This is a genomic window from Cellulosilyticum ruminicola JCM 14822 (assembly GCF_001311925.1).
Classification (GTDB): Bacteria; Bacillota; Clostridia; order Lachnospirales; family Cellulosilyticaceae; genus Cellulosilyticum; species Cellulosilyticum ruminicola.
The window spans coordinates 109,383-135,518 of sequence record NZ_BBCG01000002.1; the positions used below are offsets into that span (position 1 = coordinate 109,383).

Annotated in this window: 21 protein-coding genes, 2 tRNA genes, 2 pseudogenes and 1 other annotated feature; of the genes and pseudogenes, 9 read left to right on the forward strand and 16 right to left on the reverse strand. The window is 33.0% G+C overall.

Annotation, left to right across the window (positions count from 1 at the left end):
• Positions 1 to 9: 9 nt before the first annotated feature.
• From JCM14822_RS01350 to deoC, 7 genes are all read right to left on the reverse strand, one after another.
• Positions 10 to 2,739 (reverse strand): GH36-type glycosyl hydrolase domain-containing protein, encoded by a 2,730-nt coding sequence (locus JCM14822_RS01350; protein ID WP_054738971.1) that lies wholly within the window; start codon positions 2,737 to 2,739, stop codon positions 10 to 12.
• A gap of 31 nt (positions 2,740 to 2,770) precedes the next feature.
• A complete protein-coding gene (locus JCM14822_RS01355) occupies positions 2,771 to 5,695 on the reverse strand; it encodes a GH36-type glycosyl hydrolase domain-containing protein (RefSeq protein ID WP_054738973.1) in 2,925 nt (974 codons plus the stop codon).
• Between the two features lie 785 nt (positions 5,696 to 6,480).
• Positions 6,481 to 6,891, reverse strand: coding sequence for a C-GCAxxG-C-C family protein (locus JCM14822_RS01360; RefSeq protein ID WP_054738975.1), 411 nt, complete (start codon positions 6,889 to 6,891; stop codon positions 6,481 to 6,483).
• A gap of 470 nt (positions 6,892 to 7,361) precedes the next feature.
• A complete protein-coding gene (aspS, locus tag JCM14822_RS01365) occupies positions 7,362 to 9,164 on the reverse strand; it encodes an aspartate--tRNA ligase (protein ID WP_054738977.1) in 1,803 nt (600 codons plus the stop codon).
• 523 nt (positions 9,165 to 9,687) lie between these two features.
• Positions 9,688 to 10,962, reverse strand: coding sequence for a histidine--tRNA ligase (gene hisS, locus JCM14822_RS01370; protein ID WP_054738979.1), 1,275 nt, complete (start codon positions 10,960 to 10,962; stop codon positions 9,688 to 9,690).
• 72 nt (positions 10,963 to 11,034) lie between these two features.
• Positions 11,035 to 11,269: a binding site (T-box leader), on the reverse strand.
• Between the two features lie 56 nt (positions 11,270 to 11,325).
• The gene (locus JCM14822_RS01375) at positions 11,326 to 12,219 is read right to left on the reverse strand and encodes a chemotaxis protein (RefSeq protein ID WP_054738981.1); all 894 of its coding nucleotides are present in this window, start codon (positions 12,217 to 12,219) and stop codon (positions 11,326 to 11,328) included.
• Positions 12,220 to 12,388: 169 nt separating this feature from the next.
• Positions 12,389 to 13,075, reverse strand: a complete 687-nt coding sequence (deoC, locus tag JCM14822_RS01380) for a deoxyribose-phosphate aldolase (RefSeq protein ID WP_054738984.1) — start codon at positions 13,073 to 13,075, stop codon at positions 12,389 to 12,391.
• A gap of 210 nt (positions 13,076 to 13,285) precedes the next feature.
• Here deoC and JCM14822_RS01385 point away from each other — a divergent pair, with 210 nt between their 5' ends.
• Positions 13,286 to 13,942 (forward strand): hypothetical protein, encoded by a 657-nt coding sequence (locus JCM14822_RS01385; protein WP_054738985.1) that lies wholly within the window; start codon positions 13,286 to 13,288, stop codon positions 13,940 to 13,942.
• Between the two features lie 98 nt (positions 13,943 to 14,040).
• Here the strand turns inward: JCM14822_RS01385 and JCM14822_RS22970 are convergent, their stop codons facing one another.
• The 3 genes from JCM14822_RS22970 to JCM14822_RS01395 all read right to left on the reverse strand — a co-directional run bounded on the left by JCM14822_RS22970 (position 14,041) and on the right by JCM14822_RS01395 (position 15,416).
• A complete protein-coding gene (locus JCM14822_RS22970) occupies positions 14,041 to 14,394 on the reverse strand; it encodes a cytidylate kinase-like family protein (RefSeq protein ID WP_306307272.1) in 354 nt (117 codons plus the stop codon).
• A complete protein-coding gene (locus JCM14822_RS22975) occupies positions 14,384 to 14,671 on the reverse strand; it encodes a cytidylate kinase-like family protein (RefSeq protein ID WP_306307273.1) in 288 nt (95 codons plus the stop codon). Before JCM14822_RS22975 ends, JCM14822_RS22970 begins: the two co-directional genes overlap by 11 nt.
• A gap of 148 nt (positions 14,672 to 14,819) precedes the next feature.
• Complete coding sequence (locus tag JCM14822_RS01395; protein ID WP_054738988.1) at positions 14,820 to 15,416, reverse strand: thiamine phosphate synthase; 597 nt, start codon at positions 15,414 to 15,416, stop codon at positions 14,820 to 14,822.
• A gap of 322 nt (positions 15,417 to 15,738) precedes the next feature.
• Here JCM14822_RS01395 and JCM14822_RS24745 point away from each other — a divergent pair.
• Both JCM14822_RS24745 and JCM14822_RS01400 read left to right on the forward strand, forming a co-directional pair.
• Positions 15,739 to 15,882, forward strand: a pseudogene (locus JCM14822_RS24745) (methyl-accepting chemotaxis protein); the annotation flags it as partial.
• Positions 15,883 to 15,981: 99 nt separating this feature from the next.
• Positions 15,982 to 16,287 (forward strand): hypothetical protein, encoded by a 306-nt coding sequence (locus JCM14822_RS01400; RefSeq protein WP_054738989.1) that lies wholly within the window; start codon positions 15,982 to 15,984, stop codon positions 16,285 to 16,287.
• Between the two features lie 99 nt (positions 16,288 to 16,386).
• Here the strand turns inward: JCM14822_RS01400 and JCM14822_RS01405 are convergent, their stop codons facing one another.
• The gene (locus tag JCM14822_RS01405; RefSeq protein WP_054738991.1) at positions 16,387 to 18,240 is read right to left on the reverse strand and encodes a 5'-nucleotidase C-terminal domain-containing protein; all 1,854 of its coding nucleotides are present in this window, start codon (positions 18,238 to 18,240) and stop codon (positions 16,387 to 16,389) included.
• Positions 18,241 to 18,491: 251 nt separating this feature from the next.
• Between JCM14822_RS01405 and JCM14822_RS01410 the strand changes: the two genes are divergently transcribed.
• The gene (locus JCM14822_RS01410) at positions 18,492 to 19,655 is read left to right on the forward strand and encodes a THUMP domain-containing class I SAM-dependent RNA methyltransferase (RefSeq protein ID WP_054738993.1); all 1,164 of its coding nucleotides are present in this window, start codon (positions 18,492 to 18,494) and stop codon (positions 19,653 to 19,655) included.
• Between the two features lie 59 nt (positions 19,656 to 19,714).
• Here JCM14822_RS01410 and JCM14822_RS01415 read toward each other — a convergent pair whose 3' ends face one another.
• Together JCM14822_RS01415 and JCM14822_RS01420 are read right to left on the reverse strand one after the other, a co-directional pair.
• Positions 19,715 to 21,112 (reverse strand): PAS domain-containing sensor histidine kinase, encoded by a 1,398-nt coding sequence (locus tag JCM14822_RS01415; RefSeq protein ID WP_054738995.1) that lies wholly within the window; start codon positions 21,110 to 21,112, stop codon positions 19,715 to 19,717.
• Between the two features lie 3 nt (positions 21,113 to 21,115).
• A complete protein-coding gene (locus tag JCM14822_RS01420) occupies positions 21,116 to 21,820 on the reverse strand; it encodes a response regulator transcription factor (protein WP_054738996.1) in 705 nt (234 codons plus the stop codon).
• A 151-nt stretch (positions 21,821 to 21,971) separates the two neighbouring features.
• On the opposite strand from JCM14822_RS01420, the gene JCM14822_RS01425 reads away from it, so the two are divergent.
• The 5 genes and pseudogenes from JCM14822_RS01425 to JCM14822_RS18945 all read left to right on the forward strand — a co-directional run.
• Complete coding sequence (locus JCM14822_RS01425; protein ID WP_054738997.1) at positions 21,972 to 22,406, forward strand: hypothetical protein; 435 nt, start codon at positions 21,972 to 21,974, stop codon at positions 22,404 to 22,406.
• Positions 22,407 to 22,507: 101 nt separating this feature from the next.
• On the forward strand, positions 22,508 to 22,885 hold the full coding sequence (locus JCM14822_RS23415) for a hypothetical protein (RefSeq protein WP_330377225.1): 378 nt from the start codon (positions 22,508 to 22,510) through the stop codon (positions 22,883 to 22,885).
• 11 nt (positions 22,886 to 22,896) lie between these two features.
• The gene (locus tag JCM14822_RS23420; RefSeq protein WP_330377231.1) at positions 22,897 to 23,430 is read left to right on the forward strand and encodes a TIGR01212 family radical SAM protein; all 534 of its coding nucleotides are present in this window, start codon (positions 22,897 to 22,899) and stop codon (positions 23,428 to 23,430) included.
• Positions 23,431 to 23,486: 56 nt separating this feature from the next.
• A complete protein-coding gene (locus JCM14822_RS01435) occupies positions 23,487 to 24,017 on the forward strand; it encodes a DUF4364 family protein (RefSeq protein WP_054738998.1) in 531 nt (176 codons plus the stop codon).
• Positions 24,018 to 24,202: 185 nt separating this feature from the next.
• Positions 24,203 to 24,951 (forward strand): annotated as a pseudogene (locus JCM14822_RS18945) (transposase); the annotation flags it as partial.
• 308 nt (positions 24,952 to 25,259) lie between these two features.
• On the opposite strand, the gene JCM14822_RS01450 reads toward JCM14822_RS18945, so the two are convergent.
• The 3 genes from JCM14822_RS01450 to JCM14822_RS01460 all read right to left on the reverse strand — a co-directional run bounded on the left by JCM14822_RS01450 (position 25,260) and on the right by JCM14822_RS01460 (position 26,132).
• A tRNA-Pro gene (locus tag JCM14822_RS01450) sits at positions 25,260 to 25,333 on the reverse strand.
• 6 nt (positions 25,334 to 25,339) lie between these two features.
• A tRNA-Gly gene (locus JCM14822_RS01455) sits at positions 25,340 to 25,412 on the reverse strand.
• Positions 25,413 to 25,517: 105 nt separating this feature from the next.
• Positions 25,518 to 26,132, reverse strand: coding sequence for a hypothetical protein (locus JCM14822_RS01460; RefSeq protein WP_054739000.1), 615 nt, complete (start codon positions 26,130 to 26,132; stop codon positions 25,518 to 25,520).
• Positions 26,133 to 26,136 lie beyond the last annotated feature (4 nt).

A 26,136-nucleotide genomic window follows, 5' to 3' on the forward strand; every position in this document is an offset into this window, starting at 1 on the left:
TTCTTATACCTAATTTAAAACAACTTTAATTTTGTACTGTTTGCCAGTATCTAACTCCTCAATCATATTACGCTTGATTACAACTTTGTTCCCATCAATGATATATGGCCATTCATTGAAGTATACTGATTCAATTTCACATTCATTAGATGGTTTGTTGCCATTGTTGATGTATGTTACTTCAAATTGTCTACCATCGTATGTAAAAGCAATACTTACTTTATTATCTTGGTCAAATTGTTCTAAAAGCAATTTAGGTTGTAATACGAGATCACCTAATTCACCTTTTACACCAAACATTTCAGTTACGACAGTATACATAAGCCAGCTTGCTGCACCTGTTAAATAATGATACATTCCTCTACCACGTGTATTAATATACTCTGGTACACCTGGGTAGATTCTACTTGCATTGAAGTTAGTACAATGTTTGTAAAGTGTTTCAATTACTTTATAACCTTCTTTTATAAAACCTCTTTGATATAAAGCATTAGCATACATAATCGCCATGTGAGAGAATACAGCTCCATTTTCTTTATGTCCATAAGCGAAACCAAACATTCTTCCTAGGTCTGTTTTAACTTCATGGAAGTCTGTATTTAATTTGTAACCGCCTACTGCTGCATCATAAAGATATTTATCTACTGCTACAGTGATTTCTTTAACTTGCTCTTTGGTTGCAATGCCTGACATTACTATAAACACTTGTCCTGTAAGCATCATACGTACATTGTCGTCAAATTTACCCTCTACACGGTTACTATGATTGTCATAGTAACCGTTATACCAGCTACATGCTTCGCCATCTGTGATCCACTCAGCTTTTCTAATGTGTTCAAACATCCAAGCTACTTTTCTATCAAGATTTGCAGCCAATTCTTCGATATCTACAGCTACTTTTTTACCGCTTACTGCATGTCTTACTTGTTTGCAGTATGTTGCTAATAATTCATTTTTACCTGCTACATCATCATAAATAACTTCTGTTTCTTCAATGAGTACTTTTAATTCTTCTGCGATTTCAATTTCATTTTTGTTTAAGCGTGCTTTGATTTCACGAAGTAGCTGTGCAATTGCTTTCATATTACCAGCATAAAGAGCTGTAAATGCTACACTTTCCCCTTTTTCATCTGCCATATCTAAAGCATCATTCCAGTCAGCGCCATGTAATTTAAGATTATTATGTTCGCCAACATCAAAGAATGCTGTTAAATGTTGTACAAGGAGATGCTCTAAAATAGTACCTTCATATTTTTCTTCTCCATTTTGTACACGTTGAATATTGCCTTGTGCCATATTCCATAATTCATCTTTAGCTGTACCTCTTTCAACCTGTAAGTCTTTGAAATATGCTTGATTTTCTAAAAGGAATGCTAAATCGCCACTTTGTTGTAAGTAAAGATTTACTGTTAAGAATGGCCATGCCCCATGATCCATCCATACACGTGTGATATTATTTCTATCTGCAATAAATTCACCTGGTTTAGTTCCAATGATTGTTGCATTTGTTCCATCGATTCTAACGCCGCCAAAGTTATCTTTTAACATTTTACGAACGCTACTTGGATCCATGAATAATAATGCTAAACAGTCTTGCCATAAATCACGCCATCCGCGTCCACCTTTTCCATAGTCATGGTGTGGCAAGAATGAACAGCCATAGATTCTACGAAGCATTGGTTGGAAGTTTACCCAGTACATCCAGTTATCAAATGTTTCGTCTCCTGTATGGTAATTAATATTGATTTTTTCATCCCAATAAGCTTTTGTTGCTTCTAATGCTTTATCGAAGCTTTCTCTACTTAAGTATTTTTTAGCCATCTCTTCGTAGTTTATGCCTTCTTCTGCAAAGCCGATTGCTACAATATAAGATTTACTTTCACTTGGATTTAATTTTATTTTTGTAAAAGATAATGCACCGATTGCTTCATACCCATCTATTTTTACATTTGCACCAATAATTGGCTCTTTACTCTTCATAATTGCTTCAGGTACTTCAAATGATCCACCTTCTCCAATGTAATCTTCTACAACGGGGAAGAAACCTACTGGCATTTCACCACTTTCTGTAGCTCCTGATACACCATAAGTTATAGTATTAACTTTATGTCCTCTTTCATCAAATGTTAAAGTAGGATTTACAAGTACACTATATTCTGTAGTTTGAATACGATGTAAAAGTGAAGTTACATGTCTATGGTCTCTTAAATTTGTTGCAGAACGGCCATAAAGTGGAATAGCTGCTGTAGGTCTTAATACTAATTGTTCATTTCCAATATTAGTAATTGTTACTTTCATAAGCTCTACAGTATCTTCTGTAACTTCTCCATTTGCTTCTACTAAGTTTGGTACAAATGAAGTAACTTCCGCTTTAACACCCATCTCTTCAGATATACGTGTTACTTTATGCCACATAATTCCTGCTTCTAATACTGTCTCATCTTTATCATCTGTAAATAATTTTGCTTGTTGCATAGCTGATGCGCCAGTTACTGACCAAGCCCCTTTTCCATCTACATCAATCCAGAAATTTCTAGAAGACTTATTGTTATGTAATTCTTCTGCACTTACTGGTGCAAGTAAAAATGTATTTTGTCCCATTTTACAGTCCCCGTTTAGGATAGGTGTCACGCTAGACATGACACCTTTCTCATTGGCAATTGGGAAGTATGCATAACTATTTTGATCTGGATTTACCATTTTGAATGAGCCTTTATAATCTATAAATCTATAACCCATGGCCTAAAGCCCTCCTTTCTTTCTGAGCTTATTAATTAAAACTTAATGTAACTTGATGTAATTTACCATCATTTACTAATTTCACACGGTTTCCTTCTACTGCACTTCCGTCTACAGTAAGTGAGTAGTTGCTATTAGCTAAACGAGTAAACCCTTCTGGTTTTGTAATATTGATTGTGTATTCAGATGTATAGAATCTAAGTGTGTATTTTACATTAGTTTCTTTTTCATCTAAGATTGGATCTAATACAAGTGATTCATTGTCATATTCGATACCTAACATTTCGAATAATGTAATTGTAAGCCATGTAGATGTACCACTAAGTGTTGGCCCAATGTTTTCACCTGTTTGGCTGTTATTGTATTGTGTACACCATCTTGGATTACCACATTTTTTGAATGGATCTTCTAATGTTTTGTATGGTAATACCAGTTTAACCATCCAGTAACCTACATCTCTAAGTCTTTCAGCAAGTTTTACATCTTCTACAACTTTTGCTGCTTGCAACATAGCTGCTGTTGCCATCATTGTAGCATGTTTGAAAATACCACCATTTTCTCTATCCCCAGGGAAGTATTCTCCTGTTGCTGTACTCTTAGCAATTTTTGAAAGATCTGTTGGGCTCATAAGTTTAAGTCCAAATGGTGTTTTTAAGTATGTTTCAATACGATCTAACATTACTTTAATTTGTTCATCTGTTGCTGACCTCGATAATACTGACCAGCTGAATGAATTTAAGAAGTATGTACCATTAATTTCTGGATCTGAAGAAAATCCATCATTGTTAGCACCTAAGTATGTGATTTCATCACCGAATCTGTTGAATAAGATTCTTGCGAAGAAGTCATCTTTCCATGCATATTTTTGGATATTTTCAGCTAATTTTGTATTTACAGCTGTTAAATGTAGCATATATGCTTCATCATTTTGGAATTTAGCGAACTCTTCCATTTCGTTTATAGCTACTTTTAATAAGAATGCATTCATAATACTTTCTGAGTAACCTTTGAATGGCCCATCCATTTGTTCTTTTTGTGGACCTGTTAAGTAGTTATCATCTACTTTTAAGCAGTCATTCCAGTCTGCGAAGTCAATAAGTGGAAATCCGTGTTCACCTACTGAGATTTCAGATGAGTATTTGATAATTGCTTTTAATGTGTCATATACACTACGTTTTTTACCATTTGATTCTGGGATTTCATACATTTCATTTAAGAATGCTTTATCTCCACTATAGCTTACATAACGGTAAACTGCTTGTACGAGCCATAAACCATCATCTGACCATTTACCTGCTTCTTTACCTTTCCAAAAGAAGTTGTGGTAGCAGTATCCATATTCGAATACTTTTTCAATCCATTCGCTTAATAATGATTTTGTATATTTGATTTCACCCATAGAAATTAAGTAATATTGAGAAACGAAGATATCTTGGATTTCTCTGAAACCAATTTCACGGTAACCTTTTTGTGTAAGATCAAATGAACGTGATACGAATGTTTGATATAATACTTGGAATGGTAAATTTTTATTTACATAGCTATCGAAATCAGCATCGCTAGTTTCTACTTGTAAGTATGTGCTATATTTTTTGTATCCTTCTTGTTGCTCTCTTAAAGCATTATCAACAACTTCTTTTGTAGCAAATTTATTTTGTAAGTTTACAAGTTCTTCATCAATAACGTTTGATGACACTTCTTTATTATCAAATTTAGAAACGAGACCTACGAAATGATCACCATATACTGTATCATTTGCATCGATTTCTAAGTTACATCCTAATGCGAAGAAACCTGGTCCTTTTGTATTTAAGTTATTAGAAAGTTTTCTAAGTCCTTGTGGTTTTAATAAGTTACCGCTTCCTACGAACTCACTGTATTTTGTACAAAGTTCTGTAGCGTATTTTTTAACACCTTTTTCAAATGCCATGAATGTTGTGAAACGAACATCTGCTCTAGCATTGATTGGATAGTAGCTTGGTGCATAACCGATTAAGTTACCCTCTTCATCATTGATTACTCTTGATTGCATGATAACTGTTGAGTAAACAACGTCTTCCATTAATGCTCCTGGTGCAGTTGTTGCAAGCATACCAGTTGTTACAAGTTTTACATTTCTTTTTGTACCTGTTGTATTTTCAATTGCAATACGTTGTACTTCTGTTGCTACTGGTAACCCTTCATATTGAGGAACTAAGAAAATAGTTCTTGTGATTTTAAGACCACATTTTGTTGTGTACTCAATAACTGTGTAGTTTTGACCATGTTTACATGTAGCTGTTTCAATATTTTCATCTAATACATCTGCTGAGTAGAAAATTTGTTTTCCGTTTTCTACGATGTAGAATTGTCTATTTGCTGGAAAACCGTTTTCTTCTGGTAACATATCCCATCTTGTAGCTAATACTTGAGTTGCAGCATGTGCTCTAAAGCTTCCTGCACCGAATCTATCAACTACACTTTTAGGTGTTGTTTGAAGTGCTACTTCAAAATTCATACGGTCACCTAATAACATATTTGTATAGAAGTGAGGGCCTGGTACTGGTTTTGTTAAGTCAATAACGTGTTCACCTTTTTCATTGATGCTTCCAGCCCAAGTTTTATAGTTTTTACAGATTTCAACCATTGTTTCTGCAATTTGAGCCTTTAATGTTTGCTCTGTAACATTACCATCTTTGTATGTATAATAACTTACTTTATTTCCATCAATATTAAATAAGTGTGATGCTTTTCTATCTAAGCCATCTACATATTGACTTACTACTTCATCTTTAAGTATTTCGTTAATTGCTGGTACATAGAAAGCAAATCCTCCTACAGCAATTACATTATTTAATGCTATATCTATAAATTGGCTGTCATATACTAACTGTTCATTTAATTGTGCTTTAAAATAGTTTTGTACTTTCTCGTTTGTTGTGCCTAATACGTCCCTTGCTAATGTTTTAGTTAACATACATTTCTCCTTTATACGTTAATTTTATAACTGTTATTTTAATAATAAGATATTCTAACTTATAAGATAACCGTATAATATTAAGCTTTTTCATAAAATAATTACTATCTTTTTAGTGTCTTTGGTTAGTTTTCATCAAACTTAGAGAATAATCTTTGTAACTTATACCAAAAATATCATCTTCTGTTTTTTATACTTATTAACAGTATAAAAGTTGTCAGCAAAAGCTGCAATGTCATTAAGTTAAGATGACAAAAAAGATCTCTATACTAATCAAATGGTATAGGGATCTTTTTTGAAAAAAATATTGACAAGTCTAAAAAAATGTAGAAGTCATAATTGCAAAAAATCTTATTCCTATAAGGCCTGACAGGCCTAGGAAACGACATCTAACTATCAAGATTTTTCATAGCTTCTTTTATAGGGTAGCATAAATTTTTATGATTAAATAGAAATTTTGAGACAGATGCAAATCTGTTTATTTGTAGTGCCTAAAAATAAAAAAGAAGTTGCAGAAATGAATCTTCAACTTCTTTTTTCTAAAGAGTACGTTTCTAACACAATGTTAACTTAATAACATTGGAAAAAGCTGACAACTCTTTTTATATAATAGGATTTGATTACTTTTTTATTATACTGGAAAAGGTTCTGATTTATCAATGCACTATGTACCTATAAAAATACATATTATTTTGTTTAATTGTTACCATAATATGGTAGCCCTAATTTTATGTCTATCTTTTATTAGCTATTTCCCTAAAAAGATTATCAAACTATACTAAATATTATAAATCTTCCCCAACAAGCGCTTCTAAAATTTCACAAGCGTCTTTTACAAAATCACCACACATTTCAAAATGACTACCTGAACGATTCTCAAGGAGTGTTCCACAGACGCTTGAGCCATGTTTATCTTTAAAACGTGTTGAAAACTCTTTTACAAGTCTGAAAGTCTTAAGTCTTGCTTCACCATCACTAGCCTCTGTACGTCCATATAATAAACTAATAACCATATAAGCTCCTGTTACTGCGCCACATTCACCTCTCATGCCGCCCATGCCACCACCAAATCCTTGAGAAACTTTAAGCGCCATGTTATAGTCCATTCCCAAATCTTTTGCATATGCAGCAAATACAGCCTGTGAACAAGAAAATCCCTCTTTAAATATTGCTAATGCTTCCTCTACTTTACTCATCTTACTTCCTCTTTTCTATAGTTTTTCTCCTACTTATTATACAATCTTTTGTATATATTTTAAATTTATATTAAATTATAAAAATAGATACAAAAAGGCACATACACAACGTACGCGCCCTTGTATCTATAAAATGAAATACAATTAACTTTATGGTATCTTCATTATACTTAATCCACTTAAATTTAACAATAGTTAAAACGAATAAATTTTCAAATAATTTGATTTATTTTCCGTCAATTTGACGTAAAATAAAAATCATGCCTCTTCATTATAGTTTTGTGTATCAAATCTATACATTTTAAACATATTCCTAGCATATGCTTCAACTCTACCATATGTAAATAAAAATTTTTTACTTACATCTTACTTAACTTTAATTTTATTAAGTTAAATGTAAAAATTATTTACTTACATATAAAAAAGCTGCCCTGGAAACTTTCTAAGACAACTTTTCTATATAAATTTTATTATTCTTCTACAGTTTCTTCTACTGCAGCTTGAATAGCAATTGCTAATTCATCTAATTGTTTTTGATCTACTAAACCTGGTGCTTCTGTCATTAAACAGCTTGCATCTTTTACTTTAGGGAATGCAATTACGTCACGAATGCTTTCAGCCTGAGCCATAAGCATAATCATACGGTCAAGACCGAATGCGAGTCCTCCGTGTGGTGGTACACCATATTTAAATGCATTTAATAAGAATCCAAAACGTTCTTCTGCTTGTTCATCTGTGAATCCAAGAAGGTTGAACATTCTTTTTTGGATATCGTTTTGGTAAATACGGATACTACCGCCACCAAGTTCGCATCCATTAAGTGCAAGGTCATAAGCTTTTGCTCTTACTGCACCTGGATTTGTTTCCATAAGTGGTAAATCTTCATCCATTGGCATTGTGAATGGGTGGTGCATAGCTACATATCTTCCTGCTTCTTCATCATACTCAAGAAGTGGGAATTCTGTAATCCATACGAATCTGAATTCATCTTTATTGATAAGATTAAGTCTCCTAGCCACTTCAAGACGAAGTGCACCAAGTGTAGCAAATACTACTGATGGTTTATCCGCTACTACTAAAATAAGGTCATCTTTATCTGCACCCATTTTTTCTTTGATAGCTGCAATTGTTTCTTCATTTAAGAATTTAGCGAATGAAGATTTTTCTTCTCCATCTGTTTTAATTTGATGCCAAGCTACACCTTTAGCTCCAAAGTCTTGTCCGTATTTAACTAATGCATCAATTTGTTTGCGTCCTAAGTCTCCCATACCTTTGGCATTGATAGCTCTTACTGTGCCACCATTTGCGATAGCATTTTCAAATACAGCAAATCCACACCCTTTAACGATGTCTGTTAAATCGTTAAGTTCTACACCGAAACGAAGGTCTGGTTTATCGCTACCGAAACGATCCATAGCTTCAGCATATGTCATTCTTTGGATTGGAAGTTGTACTTCGATACCCATAGTTTCTTTGAATACTTGATGAATAAGTCTTTCGTTTACACCCATAACGTCATCAGCATCTACGAAAGAAAGTTCCATATCGATTTGTGTGAATTCTGGTTGACGATCTGCACGAAGGTCTTCGTCACGGAAACATTTTACGATTTGGAAATATCTATCATACCCTGATACCATAAGTAATTGTTTGAATAATTGTGGTGATTGTGGTAATGCATAAAAATTACCTGGGTGTACACGAGATGGTACTAAATAGTCACGCGCACCTTCTGGTGTTGATTTTGTAAGCATAGGTGTTTCGATTTCAAGGAATCCTTCTGTTTCAAGGAAACGACGTACACTTTGTGCTACTTTACTACGAAGAATAAGATTTTTTTGCATATCAGCTCTTCTAAGGTCAAGGTAACGATATTTTAAACGAAGTTCTTCTTTTGTATCAATGTTTTCTAAGATTTCGAATGGTGTTGTTTCAGCTTCTGAAAGGATGCGAAGTTCTTTCACATCAATTTCGATATCTCCTGTTTGCATTGATTTATTTGCATCTGTTCCACGAGATACTACTGTCCCGCGAGCAGCGATTACATATTCACTTCTAAGTGTTTCAGCTTTTTCAAATACTTCTTTCTCTGTGTTTTCATTAAAAGATAATTGTAAAAGACCTGAACGGTCACGAAGTGTGATGAATAAAATTTGTCCTAAGTTTCTTCTTCTTTGTACCCATCCCATTACAACAACTTCTTGGCCAACGTTAGCGGCACTGAGTTCTGTACAACGATGAGTTCTTTTTAAACCTTGCATTGATTCTGACATAATGAGCCTCCTATTTAGGGTACTTAATGAGGAGGGCCGGGGCCGGAGGTGTGAGTGTGAGTGTGACTTCCGATTTCTAACTGCGTGTTTTGGGAATAACTAAGCTCATTTTTTGATAAACGTGCTGAACTCCCTCCGCTATCGCTTCGGTCAAACAGCAGCACTAAGTGCCATCAAAAATTGGCTAAGTTATTCTTCCAAAACACTCCGTAATGAAATCTTCAGTCACACTCACACCTCCATCCCCTGGTCTCCTATTAAGTAAAATTTTCGTCTATGTTTTTAGATGATGTTTTTTGCTTGACAGATAGGTCAAGTGCTTTATCTGGGATTTTGTTAATGTGTTGTACTTGATTAGACTGGGTTGGCTTGTAAGTTTACTTGGTGTAAACTTGAAGCATATACCTTTTATGTTTACCTGATTGGTTATGCTTTCGAGTTTATGTGCTCGTTTCACCGCACATCGCCTAGTCTTTCTCACCGTAAGCCTAGTCTACTTGCAAGCAGGTTAAAGGGTAAAATATTAGTCTTCTACGCCTTTGATTGTGTTTTTTACTACTTGTACAAATTGGTTAAGTGGAATAGTTACAGCGTCTCCTGATTCCATTTCTTTGAGTTGGATTTCGCCGTTTTCTAGTTCGCTTTCGCCGATGATTGCTGAGTAGCGTGCGTTAATTTTGTTTGCATATTTCATTTGTGCTTTGATACTTCTTGCGAGGTGATCTGTTTCTGCGCTGATACCTTCTTGTCTTAATAAGTTAACAAGTTTGATGGCTTCAACTTTGGCTACGTCTCCTCTGAATCCAATGAAGATATCTCTTGCAGCTGGTTTTAGTGCGTCTTTGTTTTCTGCATCGCGAACGATTACGAGTCTTTCCATACCTGCACCGAATCCTACTGCTGGTACGTGTTTGCCTCCGATTTCGTCTACGAGTCTATCGTAACGTCCTCCACCGCAAACTGTTCCTTGTGCTCCGATATCGTTTGAAACGAATTCGAATACTGTTTTTGTATAGTAATCAAGACCACGTACAATACCTGGGTCAATTACAAATGGAATACCCATAGCTGTAAGTAAGCTTTGAAGTTCTTCAAAGTGTGCTCTACATCCTTCATCTAATGAATCTAATGTAGTTGGAGCATTTTGTAAGTGTTCTTGACACTCTGGGTTTTTACAGTCTAAAACACGAAGTGGATTTTTTTCCATTCTTTCTTGACAAAGAGGACAGAGATGTTCTCTTTTTTCGTATAAGAAGTTTTTAAGTGTTTCATTGTATTTTTTTCTACATTCTGGTCCACCTAAAGAGTTAAGATGAAGCTCTACTTTGTTAATTCCTAATCTTTTAAGTAAAGTTGAACCTAAAGCGATAACTTCAGCATCTGCTGTTGGTGAATCTGTTCCAAACATTTCTACACCGAATTGGTGGAATTGTCTTTGACGACCTGCTTGTGGTCTTTCATACCTAAATGTTGGTGAGATGTAGTAGAGTTTAGTAGGTTGTGTATCTGCATACATGCTATGTTCTAAGAAAGCTCTTACTACGGCTGCTGTACTTTCAGGTTTAAGGGTAATATCATTATTTCCTTTGTCTGTGAAAGAATACATTTCTTTATTTACAACATCTGTCGTTTCACCAACGCCTCTTTTAAAGAGGTTTGTGAATTCGAACATTGGTGTTCTAATTTGGTTAAAGCAGAAATCGTCACATAAGCCTCTAATGATTTCTTCCATGTCTAACCATTTTCTCATTTCTTCTCCAAAGATATCTTTGGTTCCTTTAAGGGCACGAAGTTCCATAACTTACTCCTTTCATTTGTACATCTTATTAAATAACTAATTTATGCAATAAAAAACGCCCCTGACATAACTGTCAGGGACGATATTACCGTGTTGCCACCCTGTTTCAAAGTATATGCTTTTATAGTATAACCATAAACAAAAATACTTTGCACTTTATAAGCGGATAACGCTGCTTAGGCGTCGCCTCCTACTTATAATGTTTCAGAGACACTCTCCAAGATGTCTTCAAAGCTATTTGTGAACTTTCAGCCTGGATTCACTCTCTGATGGGTAAGCTTCTACTTCTTCTTGTCATCGATTTAATAGTGTATTATTTTTATATTGTACCAAAGTTTCTGCTTTAGTCAACCCCTTGCACTATTAAAATAATAAACTATCTACTGCTTCTACAAGTTCTCCGATAGAAGGTTTACTAATTTGACGATCTGCACCAACTCTTTCACCTTTGTGGTGTAAATCTGCTGTAATAAGTGATGAGAAGATTACAACTGGTAATGTATTTAAAATACCATCTTCTTTAATTTTACGTGTTACAGTATGTCCATCTAAAATAGGCATTTCAATATCTGTTATTAATAAATCAATCTCTTGATTAAATTCATTACCATATTTTTCTTTAAGTTTATAAATAGCTTCTAATACCTCTTTACCATTATCAAACTCTACAATATTTGTGTAACCTGCTGCACCTAAAGTTTCTTTTAAAAGTTCGCGAATTGTTTTTGAATCATCTGCCATGTAAATACGTTTAGCTTGACGTTCTTGTTTTAAAACGATACCATTTTTCATTTCTGCCATTTGATCTTTTGATAAATCAGCAATAATTTTTTCAAAGTCTAACATTAATAAGATACCATTGTCGGTTAAGATATTTCCTACTGCTAATGAAGCTCTTACTAATGAGTCTGGTTTTGTAATATCAGACCATTTAATTCTTTGAATACCTGCAATGCTGTCTACAGCAAACATAACTTGTTTTTTATTGAACTCACAAACAAGTGCCATTTTTCTCTCTGATAAGTCTGTTTGTTTTTTATCTAAGATATAGCTTAAGTCTACAACTGTCATAACTTGGTCACGTACATTTGTAAGTCCTAAAATGCTCTTATTCTGATCTGCTGCTGGTCTTACTTCACTTAATTGAATAATTTCTCTTGCCTTTAATACATTAATGCAATAGCTATTTCCATTTACAACAAAGACAATGACCTCTAACTCCCCAGTTCCTACATCTAATAAAATTGCTTCTTCCATGTACTCACTTCCCTCTCTATATTCAAATACTTACCATAAATCTTTCAATTCGTATTTTGTGACATTATACTCTTATATGTATCGGCATAAATTTCTATAACCTTAACCCAATTCTATGCACTAAAACAAAAAGGGGCAGGCACATCCTCATGTACCCAACCCTTTCCGATTAGTAATCTCCGTTTTCCTGTATTTTTGCACCTGTTACAATTGCAATACTTCTGCTTACACCAAGTCTTTCTGCTCCTGCTTCTACCATAGCTTTTGCAGTTTGTGCATCTCCGATACCACCTGATGCTTTTACTTTAATGCGTCCAGCTGCTACTTTGCTCATAAGACTTACATCTTCAATTGTTGCACCACCAGTTCCAAATCCTGTTGATGTTTTAATGAAGTCTGCTCCTGCTTCTACAACGATTTCTGTTACTTTCTCAATTTCTTCACTTGTAAGATAACATGTTTCTACAATCACTTTCACAATTGTATTTGGATTTGTTTGTTTACACGCTTTTACAACTTCTTCAATATCGAATTTCACATAATCATACTTTTCATCTTTTAATGCACCTACATTGATAACCATATCAACATCTGTTGCACCATTTAAAATAGCTTCTTTTGCTTCAAAAGCCTTAGCTGCTGGTGTTTCGTTTCCTAAAGGAAAACCTACAACTGTTGTAACGCCTACACCTGTATCTGCTAATAATTGATTTGCCATACCTACATAGCAAGTAGGTACACATACTGTTTTAAAACTATGTTCAATAGCTTCATTACAAAGCTTTCTAATATCATCTTCTGTAGTTGTTGCTTTTAATGCAGTATGATCGATTAATTGTGCTAAGTCTTTCATCATATAAGCCTTCTTTCTCTTATGAATTTTTGTCTCACTGCCTATTCTCTCACAGTGCTTTCTAGTCTTTACTATATTATCATAGGCACATTTGTTGTACAAGCTTTTAACCTGTATTTTTCTAAAGTCTTAATAAAATTACATTAATTTGCATATCTTAAACAGCTCGTCATATATATGTATTAGGACATCTTATTTAAAAGGAGGGTACTTATGTCTAATCCTAAGTTTTTAGTATTTAAGCTTAAAGACCTTAAAATTCCTGTTCTTATTATTTTAGTTGCTATACTACTACTTATCTTCTTACTCTTTAGAAATAAAGCAAGTGCTCAAACATTTGCACCAGCAGATACGTATCAAGATGGACAGTACATAGCAGGAATATCTCTTTCTGACACAACAATGGATTTGGTTGTACAGGTTACAGATGGACAGATTACTTCTGTATCATTAACTGACTTATCTAATGATTCTACTAGCCTTTATGATGACCTTGTAGCAAGCATCGACTACGTAAATACTTATGTTACAGCTACACAATCTACTGAACTTCCTGCAAATGCTACAACTTCTCCAGCTACTAATATGTTAATGGATGCTGTAAAAGTTGCACTCTCTGATGATGCAAATGCACAAGTTCTATCTACTTATGAAAAACTTGACATTTCAAACCAAGATGATATCTTCGTAGATGAATTTAGTGATGAAGATTATACACAAAACACAGAATCCAATTCAGCAGATTCTTCTACAAGTAATGATGAGGCTGCTGAAATTACACCAACAGATACGGATGTAAGTTCAAGTGCAGATTCATCTCTAACAGATTCCGCTCCTACTTCTATTATGGAAGAAGATATTGTAGAGTGATTCTTTCTTATTTTTATTATTCATAAGTGCATTTTAAGAAACTATTTTAGATTCTCTATAAATAGTTTCTTTTTTTATTATTTAGCATTCCCTATATTTCACGCCTTTTCTATATATGATTTTATAAAGCTTTCAATATATTCAGCTGTAGCTTCTATACCTAATACACTACTATCTATAGATAGTTGATAGAGCTGTGTTTGTCCCCATTTATTGCCCGTATAGTAATTGTAATAAGTTGCACGTTTCTTATCTATTTTATTAATCTTTTGTTCTGCTTTATCTTGTGGCAAATCATAATATTTAATAGCATGTTGAATTCTTGTTTCAAGTGGTGCATGCACAAATATATTGATACAATTTTTACAGTCTCTTAAAATATAGTCGGCACAACGCCCTACAATGACACAACTTTCTTCTTCTGCAATTTTTTTAATAATATTAGATTCCAAAATAAAAAAGTTTATCATTAATAGGTAAATCTAATATAGGTGCTGCATGACTCCCCATCATATAGCTTCCTGAAACAATAGAATATAACAAGCTACTTACTGCTGTTTCATCTACTTTTTCAAAAACCTCTTTGCTTATACCGCTTTCTTTGGCTGCTAAATCTATAATTTCCTTATCATAAAATTTAATTCCTAGCGCCTGGGCAAGTTTTCTTCCTATCTCTCGTCCACCACTGCCATATTCTCTCCCAATTGTAATCACTAACTTCTCTGCCATACAAATCCCCCCTTGTACTGCTTACAAAGTGCCAATACTTCATATACAATACCCATTATGTACGTATAGAAAATTATCTATATTATATAATTTATTATACTATTCAATTATATAATATTCAATTTAATTTAAAATCCCCCCTAAACCCCTAAATATTTTCCCCTCTTAAATCCCGCAAATTATTCTCGCTGCACATTAAATAAGACATCACAGCTATATCTTTAATTCCTACTTTATATAATTCTTTAACACGTTCAGGGATAATACCTCCTAAAGCTACTACTGGCGTGCTTATCTGTTCTTGGATTTCTTTAAACCATGCAATACCCTTTCCTTCTATCGCTTTGCATGAGGGATGAAAAACTGGGCTTAGGATCATATAATCTACTTGCTGCTCTGCGATTTTAGCTTCTTCTATATTGTGTATAGAAATACCTACCAATTTACCTTGATGCCACCTCTTAAATACTTCTTCTTTCCTATATTTTTTCCATAATTCATAAGGTAAATGAATCCCATCTGCCTCTGTTTCCTGTACCAATTTAAAGTCACTATGTACAATAATCTTTGTTTTAATTTCACTATATTTTTTCTTATAATCCATAAGTTTCTTAACACGCTGAGTTTCAAAGTGCCCTTTGTCTCTAATAATAATATACTCTACCCCTTCTCTCATACGTTGTCTCATACATTCTTGCCACATTTCTTCACTTAAATTTCCTTTATCACTTATGAAATAAATCATTATAGGCCCCTTTCATTTAATTATTTTGTAAGATAATAATATTTTTTCTATAATACTATAAACTTCTTCACAAATATTATCGATAATCCAGTATTCATGTTTTTACTAGAGAGGTTTAACATATCACCAACCTTAATATTAGAACAAAATAAAACAAAGTCAAATGCATTAGTCTATTATAAATGCTCAAAAACAAAAAACACTTTATTGAGAAATTATAATAACCCTATATTAATAATCTTGTTTCTAAAATTGAAGAAATTAGTGCTTCAAGTAATAAAGCAAATCTCTTTTTGCCGCATCATTAAATACTACAGAAGAAATCTCTTCTGCTTTAAAAATCATTAATGATGTATCTGAACAAACAAATCTGATTGTCCTTAATGCTTCTATTGAAGCTACCCGTGCTGGGGAATCTGGTAAAGGTTTCGTTGTAGTAGCTTCTAAGATTAAAAAGCTTGCAGAATAATCAAATAGTTCAGCTGACTATATTAATACAAGCTTACATAACATTAACTTAAATACAGATGAATCTTTAAATGCACTTAATGAAACAGAAGTTATTGTGAAAGATAACCTTGAGTTTTTATCTCCTACACAAAATGACTTTGATAAAATGCGTGCTCTTCAAAGTGATATGATTCAACAAATCATGGATTCAGAGCAGCTTATTTCTAACTTAGAAAATGAGATCAACCTTGTAAAAACATCAACAAGCACAACTTATGAAGGTAGCCTTGCAACTTGCGCAAATATAGAACATATTACAGCTACTTTAGAAGAACTTACAGTTTCATTCCAAAATATTTTAGTCTATGCAAACCTCGTAAAAGCTAATTCAGATGAACTTATTGCACTTCAAAGTCAATAAAACTACTTATCTTAAATAAAAGCCTATAAATCAAAAGAGTTGAGATGAAAATTAATTTCATCTCAACTCTTTTTTGTCTACTTCATTAAATAGTCGTTATTATTTTTTAGCTTTTGCTTGTGCTTCAACTTTAAGAACTGCTTGTACATCTGTCCATGTTAAGCTTCTAACATTTGGTGTTCTACTATCTGCTGATATTGGCACTTGAAGTTTACCTGAATTTACAAGTTCTCTTGCAACTTTTTCTTGTTTTTTATCAATTTTATATCCTGTAAGTTTCCAGTTTTTATCTACTTGTGGTTTGATTATACCTTTTTTCACAGTTTGAATATATTGACCGATAAGTTCTCTAATACTAGCAACTAATTCTGTGCTGTTGTCGTATACAACTTCTACGTTTTCTTCACCCTTAAATAAATCTGCTAAAAGGATGCTGTCACAACGATAGTTATTTACTGTTAAGTAGATTACGTCAGTATCTTTTACTTCGCCACCATTTGTATATTTTAAATTTTTAATACGATTTCCAGCTTCTTTAGAAATGTCGATATCATATTTTACACCACTGAACATATCATAGTTGTACATTCTAACATTTTCATTGAATGATACATTTAAATCACCTGGTTTAAATGTATTGTAGTAACTTGCTGACCATTCCATGTATTTTTTAAGTTGTTTACCATTGATTTTAAGTGTTTTTAATGTATTATCATATTTATACATATTAGCTGTATCAGCACGTTTAATTTTACCTGGTTGTACATTAGCTGATGTGCTAAATAATGCTGCTCCACTTACGTGATGTGCTTTAGCTGGGATTTTACCGCTTTTTTCAGCATAGTAAGTTTGAACTTCTAAGATTAAATCGATAAGTGCATTATCCTCGATTTGTCCTTGACATACACCTTGTATATCATCTTTTTTGATAAGTGCACCACCTTTTAATTCACCAATTATTGTTTCAGCATCTTTTACTGCTTTTTCATGGTAAGGTGTAAGTAATCTTTCAAGTTCAGCATCTTTTTCTACTTGATCTGTACTAACAAGGCGAGATATCACTTTTTCTACTTTTTTATTATTATCTACTGTAATATCTAATACAGAAACATATTGACCATTTGTTCCCGGTTCTGTAATAGGGATATTTTTTACTCTTTCATCTTCGCGTACAGCATGCTCATGTCCAGCAATTACTGCTGCGAGTTCAGGACATTTTTCAGCGATTTCAGCTGCGCTATCATCACCGTATTCTCCATCTTTACCCATATGCACTGTAGCAATCATAATATCTGCAAGATTACCTTCTTTGATTTCTTTAATTGCTTTTTGAGTTTCTTCTAAAGGCGATGTTACTTTATAACCTTTTAATTTAGTTGCATCCCATTTTACAATGTGTGGTGTTACTGAACCAATAATAGCTACTCTAATACCGTCTCTTTCAACGATTTTATAAGATTTTCCCAATCTTTCACCTGTTGGTTTATATACGTTACCACATAAAACAGTTGTATCTTCTAAATCGGCTAATATCTCTTCTAAGCGCTGGATACCATAATTAAATTCATGATTTCCTAAAGTCATTGTTTCAAAATCTAATTTGTTTAAAGCAATAATCATAGGTTGTGGATTTTCTTTATCATCAATAAAAAGTTGTGATGAATTTCCTTGAATTAAATCCCCATTGTCTACGACGATTGTATTTGGATTTTCTTTTCTAAATCCATTAACAACAGTTGCAACTCTTGTTACCCCACCTTTTGTAAGTTCTGAGTTTGTTGCATAGTCGTAACCATAAAATTGATTATGCACATCTGATGTTGCAATGATTTGAATTGTTTTGTTGTTACCATCATTTGCAAAGATAATTCCCCCTGAAACGATTAAACTCATTGCAAGTGCAACTGTCATACATAGTTTTAATACTCTACCACCATTTAAAAACTTTGCCATTTCTATTCTCCTACTTTCTAGCATAACTTTATAAAACTTAATGTAAATTAGTTTACATAGATTTTTACCACCTTGGATAATTATACATACTTTTTAAAATATATCAAACTATTATATATCATTTTATTAATTATATAATTTTTTGATATATTTTGAATTTTTTTCAAATACTTTTTAACTTTTCCCTTAGTCTATACAGGTCTTTTTGAATGATGTAAAATAAGAGTATTATTACTTAAGAGGAGAATTATATGAAAACATTTGAACTCATTGCAACCTCTACCTTCGGTCTTGAAACTATGGTAAGACGTGAAGTAGAAGATTTAGGTTATGAAATAGATAGTGTTAGCGATGGTAAAGTAACTTATACTGGTGACGTAGAAGCAATTGCCCTCTCTAACCTTTGGCTACGTAGTGCTGACCGTGTACTTATCAAAATGGGAGAATTCAAAGCAACTACTTTCGTAGAATTATTCGACCAAGTTGCTGCACTTCCTTGGGAAAAATGGATTACTAAAGATGCTAAGTTTACTGTAAATGGTAAATCAGTTAAATCTAAATTATTTAGTATCTCAGACTGCCAAGCTATTACTAAAAAAGCTATTGTAAAACGTTTATCATCAGCTTATGGTATTGATTGGTTTCCTGAAACAGGTCCATCTTATACAATACAAGTTTCTATTTTAAAAGACGTAGCAACTTTAACAATCGATACAACTGGCCGTGAAGGTCTTCACAAACGTGGTTATCGTGTAAACAATGTAGAAGCACCACTTAAAGAAACTATGGCTGCTGCACTTTTACAAATCAGCTACTGGAAAAAAGGACGTATTCTTTATGATCCATGTTGTGGTTCTGGTACATTCGCTATTGAAGCTGCAATGTTTGCTAAAAACATTGCACCTGGCTTAAACCGTCAATTTGCTTCTTCTTACTGGCCACAAGTTCCTAAAAAACTCTGGGATGAACTTCGCCAGGAAGCCCGTGAAGCAATTGATACAAAAGGTAGCCCTATTATTTATGCTTCTGATGTCGACCGTAACAATATCCGTAAAGCAAGAGAAAACGCAGAAGCTGCTGGTGTAGGTGAATATATTCAATTCTTCACAAAACCTGTTCACAAAACAAGCTTACCACACGGTAATTATGGTGTTGTTATCGTTAACCCACCATACGGTGAACGTATTAGTGATATATCTCGTATTGAGCAAATCCACAGAGACCTTCGTAAACTTATGGATACAAATCCTACTTGGAGTTTATATGCCATTACAAGTGTAGATACATTTGAACGTGACTATGGTAAAAAAGCTAATAAAAAACGTAAACTCTTTAATGGTAACTTAAAAGTTGACTTCTATCAATACTTTGGTCCAAGACCACCTAAAGATGGTGAAAACTTTAAAGCCATTTAATATATTTAAACACAAAGACATAAGTCCATGTATATTGAGGCTTATGTCTTTTTTGTAGCTTATTCTTCTATTTTATCTTTCGGTATACTTGCAGTAAACTTACTTCCTTCTCCTATTTTACTTTCTATATGAATCTTAAGATTATAAAGCTGCGCAATATGTTTTACAATAGATAAGCCTAAACCAGTACCTCCTCTTTGACGTGAGCGGCTCTTATCCACACGATAAAACCTTTCAAAAATATGTGGTACACTCTCTTCTGGTATCCCAATCCCAGTATCTTCTACACTAATAAAATCTTTTCCAACTATTACTTTTACTTTTCCATGATCCGTATATTTAATTGCATTAGAAATCAGATTCATTGCAAGTTGTTTGATATGATCTTCACTAATATTTTTCACCTTTAGTCTTAACTGTATCTCAAGACTTATTTCGATTGCCTTCTTTTTAGCTTCGCTGCCAATTAAATCAATCACCTCATTAATAATATCTACTACATCTGCTTCTCCATATTGACGTATTTCCATATTTTCAATCTCAGAAAGTATTAGAATATCTTGAATCAATCTATATAGCCTTTTAGTTTCTATATCAATAATATTTAAAAACTTATAGGCCACCTTAGGATTTTCTACAGCACCACTTTGAAGAGTTTCTACAAAGCCTTGAATGCTTGTAAGTGGCGTCTTAAGTTCATGAGAAACATTACTTACAAATTGTGAACGCATGTCCTCTAGTTTTCTAAGCTGTGTAACATCCCTTATGACAAGTAAATATTCATAAGCTTCTCTTACTTTTCCTATAGGTACTACACTTAAAAATACAATCTGATCATCCAAGGCTACTTCAACCATATGGCAACCACCTTTTTTCAAAGCTTTTAATGCACAGCTTCTTAATTTTTCATGACATGCACAGTCTTTTAACTTTGTCTTTTTCTTTAAATCTTCCTGTAAATGAAGCATTTCCTTAGCTAATCCATTAATTTGACCAATGTCTCCTTCTTTATTTAGGACAACAATACCTTCTTCTAATGCTTCAATCATTATTTCTAACTTTTCCTTTTGATGCTTTAATTTACGAATTGTACTTCCTAATTCCTCTATCATATAGTCAAAAGCTGCTGCTAAACTTCTTACTTCTTCTATTTCATAATCACGAATAGAATAAATATACATGGTATCTGTCTTAAATTTTTTAGCATCATCTGTAAGCTGTTTAACAGCTACTTCTATATGCTTTATGAGTCTATAGATAATAACATACAAAATAATACCAATCACTATGATTTCAATTAATATACGATAAAGTGTATGATTACATATCAAACTTATTTCATTCATATTATGTATCTTACTTTTTATATCAGCAAACAATAATAATAATTCTGTAGAAACCATTACTCCTATACTCATAAATGCCATGAAAATAGGAGCTATTATCTTCTTTATCATATGCTACTCCCTTATAAACTTATAGCCTACACCACGTACTGTTTCAATAAATCCTCCAAGTCCATGTTCTTCTAACTTGGATCTTAAATAGCGAATATGTACATCCACCGTACGTGTTTCACCATAGTAATCATAACCCCATATTTTATCTAAAATCGTTTCCCTTGTGAGTACCTTTCCTTTATTACTCATTAAAAGCTTTAAAATTTCAAATTCCTTAAAAGTAAGTTCAATAATTTCTCCTTTAAAAGTAAGTACACGACTTTCAACATCTAATTCTAAACCTTTATATCTTAACTTATGTACCTCTACTTTAGAGTTCACAGCACCTCTCTCGTTACGTCTTACAATGGCTTTAACTCTTGCCACTAATTCTCTTACACTAAAAGGCTTTGTAATATAATCATCAGCTCCCAATTCAAGCCCCAATATTTTATCAATTTCCTCACTTTTTGCACTTACTAAAAGAATGGGGATGTTTTGAATCTCTATATTCCTTCTAAACTGTTGCAGTGCACTGATTCCATCCATTCCAGGCAACATAATATCTAGTAAAATTACATCTATCTTTTCTGATTCAATATAAGGCTTTGCACACTCTACACTTGTAAAAGTTTCTACTAGAAATCCATTTGCTTCCATATTATATCTTATAAGTTCTAAAATATGTTCTTCATCATCAATTACCACAACCTGCTTTTTTTCCATTTTTTCACCTCTTTTAGATTTCCTTCTCTTTTTAATATATTACAACTTACTTTTTCTTTAAAGTAAATTTTACATACACTTTTTGATTCGTTGTTGGATATAATAAGCTATGTAGATAGTTATTTCTTTTTATTTAAAGGGGGACTTTATAATGGCAACTTTGCTTACCAAACAAGAGCTTAAAAATCACATCTTAGATTTCCGTGACCTTCTTGCTCACTTTGATTATTCCTCACTTAAAAATGTTACCTTTTTAAATTTAGATGCATTTTACGCTTATATGGATAATGTAAAAGGTAATCCTTTTGAATTACAATATAATGCTTTACAAAAAGAACTAGACTTTATACAACCTTATTTACCCTTTATCACAGGTAGCCGTGCTTCAGAATTTATGAATGCATTAGGTAATGCTGCCAATGATGCAGAAGTTGATACCATCAAAAAAATATTTACTAAAAAACTTCGTGATGATTTTATCGCCTTCTCTCGTACTGCCACAACTGATGATCAATGGTTACACATTATAAATACTTGTGAACAAATTAGACAACGTAAGGAAGAAATGCTTCTTGCACTGAACTAATTTCTATATCATAATAAACTTAAGTAATAAAAGATTTTCTTTTATTACTTAAGTGATATTTTAAATTACATAAGAACTTTAACTTTAAAGAGGATTTTCATATGCAAACCCAACGATTTTATAGTCTTAATAATTTCATGCGTCAAAGACATGGTGAAAAGGTTATTAAGCTCTCTATAGATGCTGGCTTCACCTGTCCTAACCGTGATGGCCGTGTTGCCACTAAAGGCTGTATATTTTGTAGCAGCCAAGGCAGTGGTGATTTCACTCCAAAAACAAAAGGCGATATTACAAGACAGCTTGAGAGTGCTGTTTCTCTCCTATCTGCTAAATGGGGTGATTCAAAAAAATACATTGCCTATTTTCAATCTTATTCCAACACTTATGCACCTGTAGAAGTTCTTAAAGCTAAATACGAAGAAGCACTAAGTTTCCCTGGCGTCGTTGGCCTTGCTATTGCCACTAGGCAGATTGCTTAGATGATGAAATCATTGAGTACTTATCTCAACTCAATGAGCGTACACACCTTTGGGTAGAACTAGGACTTCAAACAATACATGAAGATACAGCTAAACTAATCAATCGCGCTTATCCACTAATCTGTTTTGAAAAAGCCGTACAAAAATTACATGCACATAATATTGAAACTGTTGTCCATCTAATTTTAGGTTTACCTCATGAAACCAGAGAGCAAATGCTGGAATCTGCAAAATACGTAAGTAAACTCCCACTCCAGGGCATTAAACTTCACATGTTACATGTACTAGATAATGCCCCTTTAGGTAAATATTATTTAGAAAATCTATTTCCAATTCTTTCTGAAGAAGAATATATTACTTTAATTGGAGAGATACTTTGTATATTACCTCCAGATTTAGTAATCCACAGACTCACAGGAGATGGTCCAGCAGCACATCTTATTGAACCATTATGGACTAAAAATAAGAAAAAAGTTCTTAATGATTTAAACCGTTATTTAAAAGAGGCTGACATCTATCAAGGTAAATCTTTAAACACATATTGAGTTTAATCTTTTTTAAGATACAATATATAGTAATAAATGTTGTAAGGAGGCACACCGTGAATTTAAATCATGAAGATTTTACAATCAATAAACTCATCATCCTCTATCTGTTATCTCAGGTAAAAATGCCTCTTTCCTTATCTCAAATGTCACAGATTATCCTTGAAAGGGGATACACAGACTATTTCTCACTTCAGCAATATTTAACTGAACTTGAGAACTCTAATTTCATTGAAAGTTATAAACAAAATACCACTTCTTATTTTGAGATTAGTGATAAAGGTAGAGAAACGCTAGAATTCTTCGCTTCAAGAATCCCTGATTTTATCAGAAAAGAATTAGATGCTTTTATAGAAAAAAACTGGCGTCAGCTCAAAAGCGAATTTGATATTCATGCCGAATATATGCCAAATAAAAGTAATGACTTTGTTGTACACTGTACAGTAACAGAAAACAATTCTACACTTATTGATTTAAGTATCAGTGTGGGTTCTAAGAAACAAGCTGTAGAGCTTTGTAGCAACTGGAGAGAAAATGCTACAAACCTTTATGGCGAAATTTTACAAGCACTAATGAAAACAGACTAAACGCAATTGCTTTTAGTCTGTTTTTCATTTAGTTATTTGCTGAATAAATTGTTGCTTCAACTTCATATCCTTCTTTTAAAAATTCCTTATTTGAGCCTGTATAAAATTGTGTGTAAACTGATTAAAAGCTCTTTCCTAAGGCAATGCTTATAAAAAATCAAATGTATCTTAGGGCGGAGATTTTTATGCCAGTATTACCAAAGGATTTAGTAAGAGATTTTATTAAAGATCAACATTTTACTAACACAGATGATGTATTAAATTTATTAAAAGAAATGTTTAAAGATGTACTTCAGGAAGCCCTTGAAGTTGAATTAGAAGAAAAATTAGGATATGACAAATATCAGATTTCAGCTAAGACTACTACTAATAGCAAGAATGGCTACAGTAAGAAAACTGTTAAATCTGAATTAGGTTCTGTTGAGATAAATATTCCTAGAGATTAAAATAGAGAGTTTGAGGCTCAAATCATTCAAAAGCATCAACGTTGTATCATTCATCAAATACGTGCGAGTATGAAATATGTTGCTTTTGGAGATCAAAAAGCTTTTGCAAAAGATTTAAAATCAATCTACTCTGCAATAAATGAAGAAACAGCTTTAAATAATCTATTAGAATTCAAGGAACAATGGGATAAGAAATATCCTAGTGCTATAAAGAGTTGGGAAGATCACTGAGATAGCTTATTTACACTATTTATGTTTCCGCCTGAAACTAGAAAAATCATGTATACAACAAACATCATTGAAAGTCTAAATAGTCAATATAGAAAGGTTACTAAAACTAAGCTTATTTTCCCAACAGACCAAAGTCTGCAAAAAATGTTGTATCTCGCCACGATGAAAATTACACAAAAATAGACGCTGAGATATAGACGCTGAGATATAGAGGCTGGAATTTGGTACTAAATCAGCTTAATATTTTATTTAGTGATCTATTGCAAATGGTTACAGGCATTATCACTTATCTTTTGCTACATCTTGCATGGCATGAAGTACCTAAAGTACAAAGCTTAATCATACTAAAAAGAAAGATATCCAACTTACTATTAAAGTCATTTTCAGCTTGTAAAAGCTACTTTCAAATATTTTTCAACAGTTAGTGAATACTGGAAAATTTAGAAGTATGTCAATGGAAATTTTATCTTATTTTTCTACAAAACTGCTATATTAATAAATATAACTATACGATTATAAACAAAAAGAGTTATGAGACTAAAACTCATAACTCTTTTTGTTTATATCGGGGTGACAGGACTCGAACCTGCGGCCTCCTGATCCCAAATCAGCGCTCTAGCCAAACTGAGCCACACCCCGACAAAGAGCGCGAAACGGGACTCGAACCCGCGACCCTCTCCTTGGCAAGGAGATGCTCTACCAACTGAGCCATTCGCGCATATATTATAACTTTTATCAAGTGCTTGTTTTCCTCACCTGACAAAAATTATAATATCATATTAACTTTTAAGTGTCAACACATTTACAAATAATTTTCAAGTTTTTATTGATAATTTTTTATTAATTCGATTTTTTCATCAATATGTTGTTTTAATCGTTTTGTATAATCACAGCGTGGTTTTACTTCTCCGAAGTATTCTAATAAAATTTGATCAATACTACTCTGTGCTAATTGCTTATCCTCATAATTATCATCTTCAAAAATGGCTTCTCTTCTAAATCTTGTAACGCCTTTTATAGCCTCCTCAAAATTTATTATAGGTGATACTTCTTTAACATTCGATATTTCGGAATTACTTTTCGCAGCCCTTACAACATCCTCTAATTGTTTAGCTTGTACAGATTTTACAACCTCACCATTTACTAAACAATCATAACGTTTGCTACTCACCTGCATGGTGCTGCCTAGTACTTCTTCTATTTTTCTTTGATTCACTGTTTCTTCCTCTTTTTCAGTCAGAAACTTTCCCATAGTTTGAAGTGTATTATAAATGTCATCTGTTAGCCTAATACGTGGCTCTCTAGCTTCTACACCGTTATCTTCTTCAAGTGATAAAATTGCTTTCTCTCTTTCTTTCACTTTTTTATCATCATCTTCATCTAACATAGATAATTCTAATCTGCCTTGTCTTAAATAGTATTTATCAAATTTATTCATAATC